14 protein-coding genes are annotated in these 18173 nt (G+C 39.3%); 9 read left to right on the forward strand and 5 right to left on the reverse strand.

Annotated features, from left to right (window positions below; genetic code table 11):
* Positions 1 to 8 precede the first annotated feature (8 nt).
* From glgC to rluF, 5 genes are all read left to right on the forward strand, one after another.
* Positions 9 to 1310: a glucose-1-phosphate adenylyltransferase gene (gene glgC, locus H5122_RS09600; RefSeq protein ID WP_002958601.1), complete on the forward strand. Its 1302-nt coding sequence runs from the start codon at positions 9 to 11 to the stop codon at positions 1308 to 1310.
* An 80-nt stretch (positions 1311 to 1390) separates the two neighbouring features.
* On the forward strand, positions 1391 to 2926 hold the full coding sequence (locus tag H5122_RS09605) for a glycogen synthase (RefSeq protein ID WP_182681992.1): 1536 nt from the start codon (positions 1391 to 1393) through the stop codon (positions 2924 to 2926).
* A gap of 89 nt (positions 2927 to 3015) precedes the next feature.
* A complete protein-coding gene (locus tag H5122_RS09610) occupies positions 3016 to 4230 on the forward strand; it encodes an EAL and HDOD domain-containing protein (RefSeq protein WP_182671211.1) in 1215 nt (404 codons plus the stop codon).
* Between the two features lie 30 nt (positions 4231 to 4260).
* Entirely contained in the window at positions 4261 to 5331 is a 1071-nt protein-coding gene (locus H5122_RS09615) for a DUF418 domain-containing protein (protein WP_182675453.1), read from the forward strand.
* Between the two features lie 86 nt (positions 5332 to 5417).
* A complete protein-coding gene (gene rluF, locus H5122_RS09620; RefSeq protein ID WP_182681991.1) occupies positions 5418 to 6431 on the forward strand; it encodes a 23S rRNA pseudouridine(2604) synthase RluF in 1014 nt (337 codons plus the stop codon).
* A 669-nt stretch (positions 6432 to 7100) separates the two neighbouring features.
* On the opposite strand, the gene H5122_RS09625 is transcribed toward rluF, so the two are convergent.
* Positions 7101 to 7355, reverse strand: a complete 255-nt coding sequence (locus H5122_RS09625) for a MetJ regulator of methionine regulon (protein WP_182681990.1) — start codon at positions 7353 to 7355, stop codon at positions 7101 to 7103.
* 241 nt (positions 7356 to 7596) lie between these two features.
* On the opposite strand from H5122_RS09625, the gene H5122_RS09630 reads away from it, so the two are divergent.
* On the forward strand, positions 7597 to 7929 hold the full coding sequence (locus tag H5122_RS09630) for a PBPRA1643 family SWIM/SEC-C metal-binding motif protein (RefSeq protein WP_182681989.1): 333 nt from the start codon (positions 7597 to 7599) through the stop codon (positions 7927 to 7929).
* 108 nt (positions 7930 to 8037) lie between these two features.
* On the opposite strand, the gene H5122_RS09635 is transcribed toward H5122_RS09630, so the two are convergent.
* Together H5122_RS09635 and H5122_RS09640 are read right to left on the reverse strand one after the other, a co-directional pair.
* Complete coding sequence (locus tag H5122_RS09635) at positions 8038 to 11106, reverse strand: efflux RND transporter permease subunit (protein ID WP_182681988.1); 3069 nt, start codon at positions 11104 to 11106, stop codon at positions 8038 to 8040.
* A 2-nt stretch (positions 11107 to 11108) separates the two neighbouring features.
* Positions 11109 to 12191, reverse strand: coding sequence for an efflux RND transporter periplasmic adaptor subunit (locus tag H5122_RS09640; protein WP_165724062.1), 1083 nt, complete (start codon positions 12189 to 12191; stop codon positions 11109 to 11111).
* Positions 12192 to 12313: 122 nt separating this feature from the next.
* Between H5122_RS09640 and H5122_RS09645 the strand changes: the two genes are divergently transcribed.
* Positions 12314 to 13210 (forward strand): LysR family transcriptional regulator, encoded by an 897-nt coding sequence (locus tag H5122_RS09645; RefSeq protein WP_002958590.1) that lies wholly within the window; start codon positions 12314 to 12316, stop codon positions 13208 to 13210.
* Positions 13200 to 13511 (forward strand): MGMT family protein, encoded by a 312-nt coding sequence (locus H5122_RS09650; RefSeq protein ID WP_096794573.1) that lies wholly within the window; start codon positions 13200 to 13202, stop codon positions 13509 to 13511. Before H5122_RS09645 ends, H5122_RS09650 begins: the two co-directional genes overlap by 11 nt.
* A gap of 247 nt (positions 13512 to 13758) precedes the next feature.
* On the opposite strand, the gene H5122_RS09655 is transcribed toward H5122_RS09650, so the two are convergent.
* Both H5122_RS09655 and H5122_RS09660 read right to left on the reverse strand, forming a co-directional pair.
* Positions 13759 to 14766, reverse strand: coding sequence for a hypothetical protein (locus H5122_RS09655; RefSeq protein ID WP_182681987.1), 1008 nt, complete (start codon positions 14764 to 14766; stop codon positions 13759 to 13761).
* Positions 14767 to 14921: 155 nt separating this feature from the next.
* The gene (locus tag H5122_RS09660; protein ID WP_182681986.1) at positions 14922 to 15551 is read right to left on the reverse strand and encodes a hemolysin III family protein; all 630 of its coding nucleotides are present in this window, start codon (positions 15549 to 15551) and stop codon (positions 14922 to 14924) included.
* Positions 15552 to 15770: 219 nt separating this feature from the next.
* On the opposite strand from H5122_RS09660, the gene H5122_RS09665 reads away from it, so the two are divergent.
* Positions 15771 to 18122 (forward strand): TonB-dependent receptor, encoded by a 2352-nt coding sequence (locus H5122_RS09665; RefSeq protein ID WP_182681985.1) that lies wholly within the window; start codon positions 15771 to 15773, stop codon positions 18120 to 18122.
* Positions 18123 to 18173: the final 51 nt, after the last annotated feature.

Genomic DNA, 18173 nt, shown 5'->3' on the forward strand with positions numbered 1-18173 from the left:
AGAGTATTATGCCTAATTATGCAAATCGCTACATAAGTAGCCTAACCAGAGAAACTTACGCGTTAATACTGGCAGGCGGTCGCGGTTCTCGCCTGCATGAGTTAACCGATTGGCGAGCAAAGCCAGCAGTTTACTTTGGTGGTAAGCATCGAATTATCGATTTTCCACTATCAAACTGCATTAACTCGGGTGTGAGACGTGTTGGTATTGCTACACAATATAAATCACATTCATTAATACGCCATGTAAACCGCGCATGGGGGCACTTTAAAAAAGAGCTAGGAGAGTCGGTTGAAATACTACCTGCATCTCAGCGCCAAGGTGATGATTGGTATTGTGGAACCGCAGATGCTGTTTTTCAAAACATAGATATTATTCGTCATGAGCTTCCAAAATATGTGATGATTTTGTCTGGAGATCATGTGTACCGTATGGACTATGGTGCTTTATTGGCTGAACATGTGCAAAAAGGCGCAGATATGACTGTGTGTTGTATTGAAGTCCCAGTAGAGGAAGCCGCAGACACGTTTGGTGTAATGACCGTTGATGAAGAAAATAGAGTGTGTCGTTTTGATGAAAAACCAGCAATGCCGAGCTCCGTACCCGGCAAGCCAGGTACATGTTTAGCATCAATGGGGAACTACATTTTCAATACAGAATTTTTATTTGAGCAACTTAAAAAAGATTCTGAAAATGAAGGCTCTGGACGCGATTTTGGTCACGATATTATTCCAGCGATTATAGAAGAGCATAATGTATTTGCTTTCCCATTTAGAGATCCAAACCAAGAAGGGCAACCTTATTGGCGCGATGTAGGTACGCTTGACTCGTTCTGGGAAGCTAATATGGAACTGGTAATGCCAGAGCCACAACTTGATTTATACGATCCAACGTGGCCAATATGGACTTATCAAGAGCAACTACCACCTGCTAAATTTATTTTCGATGACGAAGATAGACGTGGTATGGCTTTAGACTCAACAGTCTCGGGTGGGTGTATTATTTCGGGCTCTGCGGTTAGAAAATCCCTGTTGTTTTCTAACGTTCACGTTCGCTCATTTTGTACCATTGAGCAGTCGGTTATTTTACCCGGTGCGGTTATAAACCGAGGTTGTAAAATTAAACGCGCAATAATAGATAGAAGCTGTGAAATACCTGCGGGTCTTGAAATCGGTTTTGACAAAAAAACAGATGAAGAAAACGGCTTTAGGGTATCTAAAAAAGGTATCGTTCTTGTTACACGTGATATGCTCACTGAGCTTGCAAAAAAGTTAGAACGCCAAGCGCGAGAAAATAAAAAGCTAGCGTAACAACAAGTTAGATAAGCACGACAACATAGCTTGCTCATTTGTGAGCAAGCTCACACAGGTTTAAAGGAAATAATAAATTAATGCATGTATTAATGGTTGCAGCAGAAAATGACGCGTTACCAGGCGCAAAAGTAGGCGGTGTGGCAGATGTAGTACGCGATGCACCTAAGGCTCTTGCAAAGCAAGGTATAACGGTTGATGTTGTTATTCCTGATTACGGGTTTGAGCCGCTTGAGCGTATTTATATAGGTGAAGTAACCGTTGCATTTAATGCTCAACCCCATGTATTAACCATTTTTAAAGTACAACAAGCCGAAAATAATGTAAGCCAAATTGTTATTAGCCACCCATTATTTAGTGAATCAGGCAGTGTATATTGTAATGATGCACCGGGGAGGCCTTTTGCAACTGATGCGACTAAATTTGCTCTATTTAACGCAGCCGTCTGCGAAGCGTTATTACAAGGTGTATTAAAGCGCCCTACAGCGCTGCATTTACATGATTGGCACAGTGCCTGCGTTGCAGTTTTACTTAAGTTTGAGCCACGTTATAGCTCACTTAATACCTTACCTATTGTCTTCACAGTGCATAATATTGCACTGCAAGGGATAAGGCCTTTCAAACATGATGATTCAAGCTTAGAGGCGTGGTTTCCATCACTTAGTTATAATGGCCAGCAATTATGCGACCCGCGTTACCCTCATTGTTTTAATCCTATGCGCAGTGCAATAAATCTATGCGATAAAATACATGTTGTATCGCCAACTTACAGCCAAGAGGTTCTTGAACCTAGCAATTACGAACATGGTTTTTTTGGTGGCGAAGGGCTTGAGCAAGATTTGCAAAATGCAGCAAGCCAAGGCAAGCTTGTTGGTATTTTAAATGGCTGCGAATATCCAAGCAATGCACTTGAAGGAGCAACTCTCGCTGATTTTTATAGCCAAGCAGAGAACACTTTATTTACTTGGATGGCAAATAGCGAGCAGTTACAAAGTGGCTACTATATTGCCCACCAACGACTACAGCAATTTAAAGCAACGGTTAATAACGGTCCATTAGTTACAAGCGTTGGCCGTCTTACTGAGCAAAAAGTGTTGTTATTGTGCCAGCAGGTTAATGGGGTTTTAACTATTGATAAAGTGTGCCAATTAATTAATGAACATAATGGCAGACTTATTATTCTCGGCTCGGGTGACAAAGAGCTCGAAAGCATATTTACCAAAGCAATGGCGCGTAATTCCAATCTTTTATTTTTAAAGGGGTATGGGCAAGGTGTTGGCGATTTAATGTATCAATTAGGTGACTTATTTTTAATGCCAAGCTCGTTTGAACCGTGTGGTATTAGCCAAATGCTAGCAATGCGAGCGGGGCAACCGTGTTTAGTACACAGTGTTGGTGGATTAAAAGATACTGTTAAACACCACGAAAATGGTTTTAGCTTTAATGGAGACACGTTGGCAACGCAAACGCGTAATTTAATTAGTTGTTTAGACGAAACTCTCTTAATTAAAAAGCAAAATCTTAAAAGATGGCATAAAATTAAGCACAGCGCAGAGCAAATGCGTTTTTCGTGGCCACAAGTGGCAACTGATTATATAACAACCTTATACCGGTAAATCGTTTCTGTACTTTAAAGTTTAGTGACAAATCTACCTGCTTAGGGTTTAATTACTTAGTATTATATAAAAGCTAAGAAGTAGGTAATGTGTCTGTATTTGTTGCAAGGCAAGCAATATTCAATCGAAGTAAAAAAGTAGTAGCCTATGAGCTACTTTTTCGTGATAGTCCAAAAAATTATTTTCCAGATATTGCAGAAGGCCAAGCAACAGCAAGGCTTATTATGGAAAATCAATTAAATTTAGGTACACGCCATATTACATCAGGCAAAAAAGCGCTTATTAATATAGGACCAGAATCACTAAAACTCGATTTATGTGCTTTCTTACCATGTCAAGACGTTGTGATTGAGCTGCTCGAAACCATAGAGCCTACCGACGATAACTATGAGCTATGCCGAGGTTTATTTCATAGTAACTACAAACTCGCGCTCGATGATTTTGTATATAAACCACAATGGGATCGTTTTTTAAAGCTTGTGAAGCTCATTAAATTTGATATTGCAATTACACCTCTTAGCGAAATACAGCCCATAGTTACTAAGTTACAAGCGCATAAACAAATAAAAATACTAGCCGAAAAAATAGAAACACAAGAAGACTATAAGCTCGCCTTTGATATGGGGTTTGATTATTTTCAAGGCTATTTTTTTGCAAAGCCTACCATGATCAAGCAAAACGACATTGATTATAATTATGGTTTAGTCGTTGCTATTTACGCAGAAATAATGAAGCAAAGCCCTGACATTAAAACCATCGCAAGCCTGTTTGAGCTAGATGCTGCACTCGCATATAAGTTACTAAGATTAATAAACAGCGGTGTGTTTCCTATACAAAGCCAAATATCGTCATTAAAGCAAGCGCTTGTGTATTTAGGACACGAACGCCTGAAAAAGTTTGTGAGCCTTATTGTTACTGCTCATACAGCGGGTAAAAAGCCAGCAGAGCTAATGCAAGTATGTGTTGTACGTGCTCGCTTTTGTGAGCTTGTGGCAAAAAATGTTGATAAAAGTCAGTCAGGCGAAGCATTTTTAACAGGGTTATTTTCACTGCTAGATGCAATCCTTGATCAACCAATGAGCTTGCTTGTTGAAAAGCTACCTTTCCCTGATGAAATAAAAACGGCATTATTAGGCGACAAAAACACACTTTATTATATTTTAAACGTTGTTAAAGCATATGAAACAGGAAGCTGGTGGGCACTTGAACAAGCTGTACTTTTGCTAAATATAGACAGTGCTATACTACCTCCACTTTACCAGCAGTCAGTCGATTGGGCTGACAGTTATAAGAATAATATTTAACGGATAATAGCTTTAATGCGCAATTATAATATGGACTTTATTCGCGGCGTTGCCGTGCTTGGCCTAGTTTACATGAATGCTTACGCCTTCGGCATTTTTGAATACGGGTATACCTCCTTAACTACTCCTCCTGTTAGCGACTCAATTATTCACGCCCTTAGCAGCGTGTTTGTAGACGGGCGTTTTAGAACGCTGTTTAGTTTGCTTTTTGGTGCAGGGCTTTACATTCAGTGGCAACGTTACAAGTCTGAAGTGCAGATAAAAAGCAGGCTCTATTGGTTAATCCTCTTTGGTTTAGCGCATGGTTTTTTACTTTGGGCCGGTGATATTTTATTTGTTTACGGTGTATCTGGCTGGTTTGTTATTAAATATTTAGAAAGTGATAGCAACGTACTTTTAAAAAGAGGGCTTGCATTTACCTTGTTGTCGGCTGTGGTTACCTTACTTGTTATATCTAGCGTACCCGATGAAATAATTTACCGCGATACAGCACAGTTTATTGAATTATATAACCCACACTATATTGATTACTTTATTAGTAACCTTGCTATGAACACGTTAATGCTTGTTATGGTGCCAATAATGACAATGTGGATGTGTGTGGGCCTTATGCTCATTGGCATTTATTTATATAAACAAGACGTTTTTAGTAAAGGCTTAACGACTCAGCAATTAATAGTTTGCGGTGCAATGACCCTTGTTTTTTGTGGAATCAGGCTTTATGCATCACAGCTTAATGGCAGCTTAGGATATGGGGTGCAAGAATTTGTAAATATGTTTGCGGCGCTAGGTATGGCTACGCTGTATATTCAATTAATTGTTAAATTTTGCAATAACAGCGCACATGTTGGCACGCTTATTCAACAAGCGGGGCGCTTAGCATTTACTTTATATATTAGCCAAACACTCATACAATTATTGTTATATAAAGTGCTATTTACGCACTGGGTGCTCAATTTTGATCGTATTGACTACTGGTTAGTTGCAACGGCATTAGTTGCACTGCAGCTCATATTTACCTTTATATACAGCCGTTATTTTAACCAAGGCCCGCTTGAATTTGTATGGCGTAAATTAACGAAAGCAAAAATTAATGCTTAAACACCTATAAATTTTAAATTAGGGGCGAAAAAATAGTGTGGGTGGTTTACACTACTCGCCTTAAAAATTACTACGCTATAAGTGCCATGACCGAATTAAAACGTTTAAATAAATTTATTAGTGAAACAGGATTTTGTTCACGCCGCGAAGCCGATAAATATATTGAGCAAGGTCGTGTCAGCGTTAATGGCTACTCGCCTGAAATGGGCGTAAAAGTTGCTGCTACCGATGTTGTATTGGTTGATGGCAAGCCACTTAAAGCCACACCAAAGCGCGTTTATATCGCTTACAATAAACCCATTGGTATTACGTGTACTACCGAAAGTAAAATTCAAAGTAATATTATTCGCGCGGTAAATTATCCTACGCGTATATTTCCAATAGGGCGTTTAGATAGACCGTCTGAAGGGCTTATATTTTTAACTAACGAAGGCGACATCGTTAATAAAATTTTGCGTGCGGGTAATAACCACGAAAAAGAATATGTTGTTACGGTTGATAAACCGCTTAATCGTCAGTTTGTTACAAAAATGGCCAATGGTGTGCCTATTTTGGATACTGTTACTAAAAAGTGTAAAGTTACCCAAACTGCCCCTAAAGAATTTAAAATAGTACTTACACAAGGTTTAAACCGCCAAATACGTCGTATGTGTGAATATTTAGGTTACGAAGTGGTGACGTTAAAGCGCACTCGTATAATGAACGTAACACTAAAAGGTTTAAAGGTAGGGCAGTGGCGTCATTTATCTGATACTGAAATGGCGCAAATAAACGACTCGATTTCTGACTCAGGTAAAACTCAAGAACATTCGCTTGATGCTAATAAACAATCAGAAAATAATACGCCGTCGATTCCTAAAAAGCGTGATTTTCAGGGTGAAAATCCTCGCCGTTTTAATAAAGGCGAACAAAGTGGCGAGCGAAATTCAAGTCGCAACTCTGAACGCAGTAATGCTAATGGCGAGCGCAAAAATGAGCGCAGTAAAGCACCTTATCAAAAGCGTTCTACCACGTATGTTGGTAAGCCAAAAAGTATTAAAGAGAACAAGTCGTCACAGTCAAAACCTAGCTCGGGGCGTACCCTTAGCTTAAAAAAATAATCTGCAGCTAAGTGGTATTCTACTACCACTGTATTTCTTGTACTATATTACCAAATGGGCTTGTAATGCCCACTAAATTTATATTGTTATTTTGCAAAGTCACCAATTTATTCTTATCTAAATACCATCTAAAAGTGTATTTTCTGTAGTTCTGTAAACTAAGCACAGTTAGTGTTGCACAACTATACTCATAATCAGTTGGGCAACTACCTACCTCAAGTAATTGATGCTCTTGCTGCCATATATTATTGCTGTGTTTATTGGCCCATAGTTTCACAGAAATACAAACTGACGTCCATAATCATAAGTAAATTAAAATAGGCAAAAACAGTGGTATAAATGCGCTTCGGAACTTCCCATGCTCAGCAATATAATTTTTAACTGTATGTTTAAATTCAAAATTATTATTATATTTTTTATATAGGTGCCTTAATAAAACAATCGACAACACTATCGCCGTTATTGGAAATAACGTAAATGTTAAGGTGTTATATATACCGTTGGGAATAAATGCGGGATCGGCTTGTTCATCCCATGCAAGTAGAACCAGTGGAGGAGCCGTTGCTAAAAGTAATAGGGCGCTGTTGAAGAGTTGCTTAAAGGTCAAAGGGTATTCACTTATAAAATGTTGCTTGTATAAAGCCCAAATTAGCGCTTAATGTTTCGCTATTAAATGCTAAAGCCAATATAAAATAAGAGTATACCTAAATAAACTGCAATCGCCGATAACGAGTTTTTAGAGCGCAGGCGCTTAACAAGGTCGCGTGCGCCATCGAACATACCGGAAATAACCAGTAGTATGCCCCCTGTAAAACGGTAGTTGTTTAAGTTCACGTTACCATTATCGTCAGTTATAAAGCGTAAATAACCAAAAAGTATAAAAACGCTGCCCGCTATTAGTATCGCGGTTTTAAAATTTTCCAAGGCTTTTCCATAATATTGAGTTTGATACTAAAACGGCACTAAGTTGAGTCATGATAATTTTACTATATTTCGAATTTAAATTTTGCCTAAATCCATTAATTGGCCTCATTATGTCGCTATATTAGGCGTATATGCGCTAAAGCCTGATTTATATTGTGCATTATCAAGTACACTTAGTTATATGAAGGTTAAGCTGTTAAGATGCGCCGTCTTAATAATGCAGAAAGGTTATAGAAGTAACATGTCAAAATTTTTCTTTATGGGTAAGCCCGATATAATGGGTAAAAATAACAGTAATGGATTTGCACCAAAACGTACTGCCAAGCCAGGCACAGAGTCACACCCGCTCACGTTAATTGTAAACTCAGTTGCACGACAATCAGAAATAGAAGCAATACTAGAAGAGCATTCGCTGTTTGCTTCAATTGAAGTTAAAGCTGAAGTACCAGAAGATATTCGCGAATTAGACTTTGCACTTAGCAAGTCAACACCACAAGTATTTGATAAATTACCAGAGCGTAACGCACCTTGTGTATGTGGTAGCGGCAAAAAATATAAGAAGTGTTGCGGTTAGTTTCTTAACAACTAAATATGTAGCCTTTCTTTTTTCATCGGTATTAAATAAAAATGCCACTGACCATGAGCCAGTGGCATTTTTAATGTTAATCGATTATATGTTTAACTACTTACGCGGTTCGTAATCAATTCTAAATATAACCGTGTAAAGTACTGGCACTACAATTAGAGTCAAAATTGTAGCAAAGCCTAAACCAAACATAATTGTTACCGCCATTGACTGGAAGAACACGTCAAATAACAGCGGGATCATACCTAAAATAGTAGTTATAGCCGCCATAGCAACTGGGCGTACACGGCTCACACCAGAGTCAAATACGGCCTCATAGGGAGATTTACCTTCCCTTAATTCGAGATTTATTTGATCAACTAATACAATACCGTTTTTAATAAGCATACCGCTTAAGCTTAATAAACCAAGTAGTCCCATAAAACTAAACGGCGCATTCATAGCTAGCAAGCCCGCGCTTACACCGATAATAGCTAACGGAACCGTTGCCCAAATAACAAGTGGTTGCTTAAGCGAGTTAAAAAGTAATACGGTTACTGCAAACATCGCTAAGTAACCCAGCGGTAATGAGCCAAATATTGCTTTTTGAGCCTTGCTTGAAGATTCAAACTCGCCACCCCATTCCAGTTCGTAACCGCGCGGTAATTCCATGTTTTCTATTGGTCCGCGAATACGTGCAAATAGTTTAGCAGGGGTTTCATCTCCTAATACATCGTGATCGGCCATAATCGTAATTGTACGTTTGCGATCGCGGCGCATTATTAGGCTATCTTCCCACTGTACAATAAACTCGTCTACCACTTGGGTTACTGGTACAAATACACCCAATACAGGGCTGTATATTTGAAGGTCGTGTACGCTTTCCACGTTTAAGCGCTCGTTAGCAGGAGATCGTGCAATAATAGGCAGCAATTGTGTACCATCGCGATATACGCCCACTTGTTTACCCGATAAGCTTGTTAGTAATACATTGTCTAAGTCAGATTTACTAATACCTAAGCGGCGTGCCTTTTGCTCGTTAAACTGTGGGCGAATCATTTTAGTACGTGCACGCCAGTCATCACGAATATTGTATGCGCCATCATCATTACCAATAAGCTCTTCAGCTTTAGCAGCCAATTGTCTTAAAATAACAGGATCAGGGCCTGAAAAACGCGCTTCTATTTTTGCATCAGTAGAGGGGCCAATTTCCATTGGCTTAATTTTAAGCTGCGCAGAGAGCGCATGATTATTTGAGTAATCACGTACAGTTTGCATTACAGTTGCTACGGCTTCTCTGTCGGCCACACGAATAATTAATTGCCCGTACGCGGGATATGACTTTTCTGGTGCGTAGGTAAGCATAAAGCGTGGCGCGCCTTGGCCTGTTGTACTTGTTACTTCTTCAACAAGGTCTTCTTTTTGCAAAAATTCTTCAAGCTTTTTAACGCCCTCTAGGGTTGAGCGAATATCAGATCCTTGCTCTTGCCAGTAATCAACATAAAACATAGGTGTATTAGAAGCAGGAAAAAACGACTGTTTAACAGAGCCAAAACCAACAACCGCAGTACACAGTAAAACAACCATTAATATAAGCGTGGTTTTTCTAAAGTGCAGCGCTAAATCTAAAACCGCTTTATAACCATTAAAAATAAAGCCTTTGTATGGGTCTTCATCTTCTTGGCCTTCTTCGTTTTTAAATTCGTTTTCTTTGAACATTAAATTGGCAAAAAATGGCGTTAGCGTAATGGCTGTTATCCAGCTTAATAAAAGCGAAATAAACAACACCCAAAACAAGCTACCGGCAAATTCACCACTGGCATCAGAGCTTAAACCAATTGGCGCAAATGCAGTGACTGCAATAACTGTTGCACCTAGTAAGGGCCATTTTGTTTGCTCAACAATATTAACCGCCGCTTTGAGTTTTGTTTGCCCACGTTTAAGGTTGATTAGTATCCCTTCGGTTACAACTATTGCGTTATCAACCAGCATACCAAGCGCAATAATAAGTGCTCCAAGTGATATACGCTGTAAATCGATAGCAAACAACTTCATAAATATAAACGTACCCAATACAGTAAGCAGTAAAATACCACCAATTAAAACACCGCTTTTTAAACCCATAAATAACAGCAGTACTACAATAACAATCGCAATAGCTTCAAGTAAGCTGATAATAAAACCATCAACCGATTTTTGAACCTCTTGTGGTTGGTTGTATACCGAATTTATGTCAATACCATGAGGGCGTTGATACTCAAGTGAAGCTAAGTGATCGTCAATGTGTTTACCCACATCTACCACGTTAACTCCCGACATAAACGACACGCCAATAAGCAAAGCTTGCTGAGAGTTATAACGAATAACATTGTTAGGTACTTCTGCGTACTCTCTGTAAACCTTTGCTACGTCGCCTAAATAAATAAGCTCACTTGCACCAGGTTTTGAAATTAATAGCGTTTCGAGCTCTTTTACATCTTTAAACTCGCCAGTAGGGTGCAATCGAATTGACTCATCGCCCACGCGAATTTTACCCGCGTTAGATACCGTATTTTGCGATTGCAGTAACTGAAATATATGACTGGGTGCAATACCTAGTTGAGCCAATTTACGCGTTGATACTTCAACCATTACTTGCGGTTGTTGCTCACCTGCAACTGTTACTTTACTTACACCTTTAACCAAGACTAGCTCGCGCTTTAAAAAGTCGACGTAGTCTTTAAGTTCGTCATATGAGTAGCCATCACCGGTTACCGAATACATAACACCGTAAACATCGGCAAAGTCATCTAAAATAGTACTTGGGTAAACGCCGCTGGGAAGCGAAGGGGAGAGGTCGTTAATTTTACGACGCATTTCATCCCAAATTTGGCGAAGTTGCTCTTTTCGGTAGGTACTTTTCATCTCTACCGAAATTTGTGATTTACCGTTAGATGAAATAGACGTAACGTAATCAACATAAGGTAATTGCTGAATTGCGTTTTCCAGAGGAAAAGTTACTTCTTCTTCTACTTGTTGCGGCGATGCGCCAGGGTACAAGGTAATAACCATGGCTTTTTTAAGCGTAAACTCAGGGTCTTCTAATTGCCCTAAATCAAAATACGACACGGTACCGCCAATTAATAGCAGCAGCGTAAACATCCAACTGATTACTTTTTTCTCAATGGAGAGTTGTGCAAAGCTCATAATTATAAGCCTCGCTCTTTATTCCATGCTCTTACTTTCATGCCTTCTTTTAGTGAGTGCACACCGGCAGAAACAACAATTTGGCCTTCTTTAATACCACTTAACACCTCAATACCATCGCGGTGTAGCTGGCCAATTTTTACTGCTTGTTTATGTACTTGGCTAGTTTCTGAATCAAAAAGCCACACGTAGGCATTATCTTTAATAGATTCTTGAGGTTCAGAAAACACTGATTCAATTGGCAGTATTGTGTAAGACACTTGCGAGCGAGTTACTTTACTTAAATCAATAAATACACTGCCCGTCATACCCGCTAGTAAATTAAAGTCCTCAGGTACAGGTAGCGAAAACACAACTTTATAGGTAAGTGTTGCTGGGTCAGCTTGGGTATCCCACTCTTTAATATCAAGTGTGTATTCTTTATCGTCAAAGCCATCGAATTTTACAGTAGGGTGGTAATCAGTGCCTTTTTGAAAACGAGCGACTATTTTTTCAGGAACCTGGATTTCTACATCCATTAAATCGCGTGTTTCTAAACGCAATATATTTTGTTTGGCTTGAATGTTTTCAAAGTTTTTAACAAATACTTTTGCCACAGTGCCTGAAAATGGCGCGCGTAGCTCGCTGTACTCAAGGTTTGTTTGTGCAATTTTAAATGCAGATTCAGCAATTTGCATATTAGCAGTGGCTTGATCTAATTCTGATTGGCTAGTAATTTTTTTCTCAAACAATTGCTCAATACGGCCAAGTTGTGATTTTGCCAATTCAAAGCGCGCTTTGCGCTCATCAAACTGCAACTGAAAATCTTCAGGGTCAAGTTTTGCTAATAAATCACCTTTTTCAACGTGTTCACCAGCAAGCACAGGAAACTTAATAAGTTCGCCGTTTACCCTAAAAGCAAGGTAAGAGCCTTGGTTTGCAACAACTTCAGCAGGAAAGCTGCGAATGTTAGTTTGAGAATCATGACCTATGTTGAATAATTTAACAGGGCGAATGGGCTCTTCTTTAACTTGTTGTTCTGGCTCAGAACAGGCTATTAAGCTTAATAAAGTCGTAGTTAAAAAACATAGACGAAAGAGTTTCATGTCTTCTCCGTTGCAATGATGGCAAAATAATTAAGTGCAGCATACGCTGCAAACATATAAAATAAAAATCATTAAATTTTAGAAACTCAATAAGTTTTACTTATAATGTTGCAGAGTGCTATATGAAGCTGAATCAATTAATAATTTTAGATGCCATAGTGCAAAGCGCAAGCTTAAGCGGGGCAGCACTAAAGCTACATAAAACGCAGCCCGCGCTTACACTCGCTATTAAAAATCTAGAAGAAAAAATAGGTTTTGAGTTACTAGACAGAAGTAAGTACCGATTACAGCTTACTGAAAAAGGGCGTATTTTTCACCGCGAGGCGCAGCAACTTCTGCATGCCAACGACGAGCTAGCGCAGCTTGCTAAAGAATTGGCACTCGGTAATGAACCCCAATTTAGAATTTGTTACGAACAACTTTGCCATACGCAGAGTTACAACGAGATCATAAGTAATACTTTTAGATTGTTTACCAGCACCGAATTTAGCTTAACAAGCGGGAAGCGCTTTATTTCGTTAGAGCAAGTAAATAGTGGGCAAGCCGAATTAGGCATTGGCCCTTGGTTTGATTTATTTCATGCGACAGGCGATTTAGAAAGCGTACCTATAGGCAGGCTCGATATTGGCATTGTCAGCGCTAAAGGCGTACTCCCTCAAAAGCTAACCTATAGCGAACTACAAACGTATCCGTGTTTAGCTATGTTTGAAAGTGACTTGAGTATCGACAGCGACAGACTATCGTACTCAAAAGGCTCCGCCATGATGAAAATTGATGATGTATCGACCTTAAAATCGTTTTTACTTTCAGGTGCAGGTTGGGCAATGATGAGCCTAGAACACTGCGCTCCTGAAATAAAAGCAGGCTTACTTCAAGAAATACACATAACTGACCGAGAGCATAAATTTAGCGCACAAATTAGAGCCTTTAGACAACATGCAGTGCACCACGGCCCTGTAGCGCGTACTATTTGGGAGCAATTTAAAGTACTTAGTGAGGCGTATTTAAATGAACGCTGATATTGATAAAGAAACACTTATTTATACTGTTATCGCAGGCATACCAATAGGTAAAGTGGCAAGCTACGGGCAAGTTGCAGCTCTTGCGGGCTACCCGCAAAACTCACGGTTGGTTGGGCGCTTATTAAAAATGATGCCAAACGACTCGGTTATACCTTGGCACAGGGTAGTGAATAGCCAAGGTAAAATATCATTCCCTGAAGGTAGCGAAAAATACCAAGAACAACGCGAAAAGCTATTATCAGAAGGCGTATTGTTTAAAAATGACAAAGTAAATATGCGTGAGTGTCGGTGGGAGTGATATGACTATTATTGGCAGGTAAGTGCCATAGCTGACTTTCAAGGCGTGAATTGATACTCTGTTGGGTGGCGCCTTCGGCTTAACCAACCTACCTTTTGACGTAGGTCGGATAAGTGGCGAAGCCACGCCATCTGACACAGTAAAATACCTTGCCAATTATTATCAATATTTTATGTTGTCGACTGGCTGGAGAGTGTCAATTGCGGCCATTGGTAACGCCCTAATCAGCCGACGCATCAGTGAACGGCTATATTTGCTTATTAGCTTTGTAGTGCAATATTCTAGTATTTACGCCTAAGAATTCATAAGCCGCAGCAGCCTTCATTACCAAATCTTCGTCTCTACACAAAAACAAATGACAAAATGAAGCAACACCTGCATGGGTCATATCACTAAAAGATGCCCGAAATCTTCTATCTTTTTTCATTTTAGAATCACGATAGTATCCGAGAAAATTCAACTGATGATAGACTGCGTTGACCTTCTCTTGAATCGTCCGCTCTCTATCCGAATCGGCTTCAAAGCTATGTGGCTTTACCCCGAAGAATGTTCTTATATCTATTTCTGAGAATCCTTCAGTGTCTGATAACATCTGCCATATTTTTTCCACCACGTTTGGCGGCTTTACATTTTTTAATATAACTGGTCTGATTCCCGTTTTGGCCTGGAACTCTGAAATTGGGGATCCATCTCTTTCATCAAGTTCCTTTGCTACTCTCGAAGTTTGACTGCTCATTAATGCAGGCAAATCCTGAATAAGCTTTTTGATGCCTTCTATATCTATGGTGTCATCCGACGAAACTTCGTCAATTCCTTCAAATGCTTCCTTTATGTACTTTTGTAAATTAGCAGCGCCTTGCTGGAAGATTTCCTCGAAAGATCTATCCGGTTGCCCCCCATAAAATTTCATGAGCATCTCAGACATGCCAAAATCGCCATCAGAGTTTTCCAATTGGTTGGCTAAAAAGCGCTTATAAATATCATTGGGGAGAACTGAATGAATATTTGCCTGACCAGTTTGTTTGAAGTTTTGATCAAGAATTGGCTCTATATACTTTGCCTCGATCTCTTCTAGTAGTTCAAGAAAATTACTTTCATAACCTAATGACCGCTGAACTTCCTTTAGAGTCTCGTCTGAATAGACTGGAGTGAGGCCATTGTTTTTAAGTAACTCTATAACCCGATGAGGGTCGCCTTTAGTCATCAAGTCTAATACGTTGTGATCTAGATATACCAAAATACGGTTGTCTTCCATAACTTCCTCTTAAAGCTAACAGCTTATTGAACACCATTCTGGAGTTTATAACACATCAAAACAGCGATTAATTATATGCTATTCATCATTAGGTTAAACTTTTACCAGCGTCCGCTCATCGCGCAAACCAGACCATATTAATTGGCTATACCAGCTCAATAAACATAATTACTAATTGAAATATAATGGCAAACACACCCAGCAATAACAAATAAGTGCCAAATTGCGTGGCTAAATTGGGTGCTTTTAGCACTGTAAAAAAAAGTGCCTAAACTATAAAAAATACCGCCGGCAAGTAGCCAGTAAAGTGCTTTTACATCAACACTTGAATAAAGCGGATATACAATAGCCAGTGCAAACCAACCCATGAGTAAGTAGGTGGCGAGCGATATTTTTTTATTGCCGTTTTTTACAAATACTTTGTACGCAACGCCTGCTAGTGCCACCGCCCAAATAAATGTAAGTGTTGCCCATGACCAAGCACCGGTTAATGAGATTAATAAAAAGGGGGTGTAGGTGCCGGCAATTAATAAGTATATGGCGCAGTGATCGCACTTTTTATAAAAGGCTCTTAAGCGCGGTTGAATACTGGCGTGGTACAAAGTGGACGACAAAAACAGTACAAATAGACTGCTGCCATAAATTGCAGTACTTACATATGCTTTAGTGCTGGTGGCTTGGCTAAATAAATCCCACATAACAAACGCGGCAAATACAATACCAAGTGCATGACTAATTACGTTTAGTTGTTCTTCTTTTTTAGAATAGGGCGCTTCTAACGACATGACAGATCCTACCACTATTTGAATGAATTTTAGTGTACAAGTGTACGCTGAGTTTTTCAATATTATAATTTTTATATAAATATAATAATTTATTATTTTTCATAAAGTTGAAACATCAATTTAACCAATGCGTAATTAATAAGACGTAAAAAAGTCGTAATAGTTCGTTAGATTACCGGTAATTCCTAAAAACAATTAACCGGACGAACAGTGAAAAACATGAAAAATAAATTAACAATACGGCCTTTTTTTAAACTTACTAAATTGTCTGTGGCGATGATTTGCGTTACATCAACAAATAGTTTTGCAGATCAAACCATAAATAAAGAACTTGATGAAATAGTGGTTGTTGCTCAAAAGCGTGCGCAATCAATACAAGATGTGCCTGTAACAATAAGTGCCTACGATGGCGACTTTTTAGAGAGCTTAGGTATTGGCGAACTAGACACTTTATCTGAAATAACACCAGGGCTTGTTATTCAAGAGCAAAGCCCTAACAACCCAGGCTTTGTGATTCGTGGTATTACGTCTGATAGTGGGTCGTCTCAATCATCACCTCGTGTGTCTATTTATTATAACGGAGCAGATGTATCACGCTCTCGTGGTTCATACTTTGAGCTTTTTGATGTAGAAGCGATTGAAGTTGTTAAAGGACCACAAGCAACACTGTTTGGAACAGCAGCTTCTGTGGGGGCTATTAGTGTAGCAACACGCAAACCAGAAAAAGATTTTTCGGCTCAATTAAAAGCATCCGTTGGTAATTACTCGGCCAAAGGTGTTAGTGGTTTTGTAACGGGTGGTAATGATTTAATGCAAGGCCGTGTTGCTTTTACTTATCGTGAACGTGATGGGTTTATAAAAAATATTGCAGGAGATAGTAACTCCCAAAATCCGCCTGGGTTTAAGCAAGATGATATGCATGCTATTGAGCGTTTTTCTTATCGTCCGTCTTTACGTATTACACCTAGTGACGATGTAACGATTGATTTGCTGTATACGTATGAAAAAAATGATGACTCGGGTACATCTTTTAAAAATGGGCTTTATGCACCAACCGGTGGTGATACAAGCCCATATAGCTTTGTTGAAATGCCAGGTAGTCCGTATGCGGAGTCTGTGTTTGGAAAAAAAGACTTAGGTGTAGAGCGCACAGTTAACGATTTAAATTTGACTGTAAATTGGGATGTAAGTAACGATTTAACAATCACCTCAATTACTGCAGGGCGTAATTTTGACTCTTTAGAAGTGTTTGATGCTGATGGTACGCAGGCATGGTTTTTAGAATTTGCAGAAGCTGCTGAGGGCGATCAATTTAGCCAAGAATTACGCGCTGTTTATACACAGAATAAGTTTACTAGTATTTTTGGTGTGAGTTACTTTGAAGAAGATGGTAGCCAGCGTGTTCCATTTAGTACAGAGGAGTCTATATTTTTAAATTGCTTGGGCGTATTGGGTTCAGGTGTTCCTTGTATTAATAATGATGGTAGCGTTAATATTTTAACACCAGCATTAACAGGTGGTGCAATAAGCGAGTTGCCATATTCACTAGAGTTTACAAACTATGGTGAAAACAAAGCGTATTCAGCGTTTGCTGATGTAACTTATGCTGCAACTGAGGCACTGGAGTTAACAGTGGGTCTTCGTTATATAAAAGAAGAAAAGCGCAGTGGTTATAGCTCTGCTGCACCCAATAGTGTTTTAACACAAGCGCCATTGTTTACGGTTGATACAAATGGTGAAACATTTTATGGCGATGCTGATTATGATGATTGGCTGCCACGTTTTAATGCGCTTTATATAATAAACCCTACTACAAATATGTATGCGACTATTTCAAAAGGACGTCGTTCGGAAGTACTTGAAGTAAGTTCGGCTAACGATGAACAAGGGAATGTCGAAGCCTCTTTATCAGAAGTTCCAGCGGAAATTGTTTGGAACTACGAAACCGGTATTAAAGGTAAAGCACTTGACGGGCGTTTAGATTACTCTGTCGCTGTATTTTATCAAGATTACTCTAACTTTCAGGTTACGTTACAGGATGATGAAGGCGTTGCGTTTTCTGCTGATGCGGGCTCTGCCACTAATGTTGGCGCAGAGGCTGAAGTAAGGGCGTTAATTAATAATGAGTTTGAGGTATTTGCCAATGCGGCTTACCTTGATGCTGAAATAGATGATGATAGTAATAACGGTAACCTCGCAGGCAATAAATTTAGATTACAACCAGAGTGGACGTTTAGTACGGGGCTGTTTTATTCAACAGAATTGTCGAACTCATTTAATTTAACGAGCTCTTTAATATATAGCTACCGCTCTGAAGTGTATTTTGAGCCAGCAAATGCGCCAATATCAGGCTTAGATATTAGCCAACCTGGGCTTGGATTAGTCAGTGCGCGCTTAGGTATCGCAAATGGTGACGACTGGGCTGTTAGTGTATTTGCTAGTAACTTATTAGATAAAGAGTATTTAGTTGATGCAGGTAATACTGGAGGGGGATTTGGCAACCCAACATTTGTTGCGGGAGCACCTCGCTTTGTTGGTATTGAGTTAACTCTCGGGTTTGGTGGACAATAATACATTTAACTACTTGATATTTTAATTGAGCCACTGCAAAGTGGCTTTTTT

Origin of the sequence: Pseudoalteromonas sp. SG43-8, assembly GCF_014164245.1 — a bacterium.
In the GTDB taxonomy this organism is placed as follows: domain Bacteria; phylum Pseudomonadota; class Gammaproteobacteria; order Enterobacterales; family Alteromonadaceae; genus Pseudoalteromonas; species Pseudoalteromonas distincta.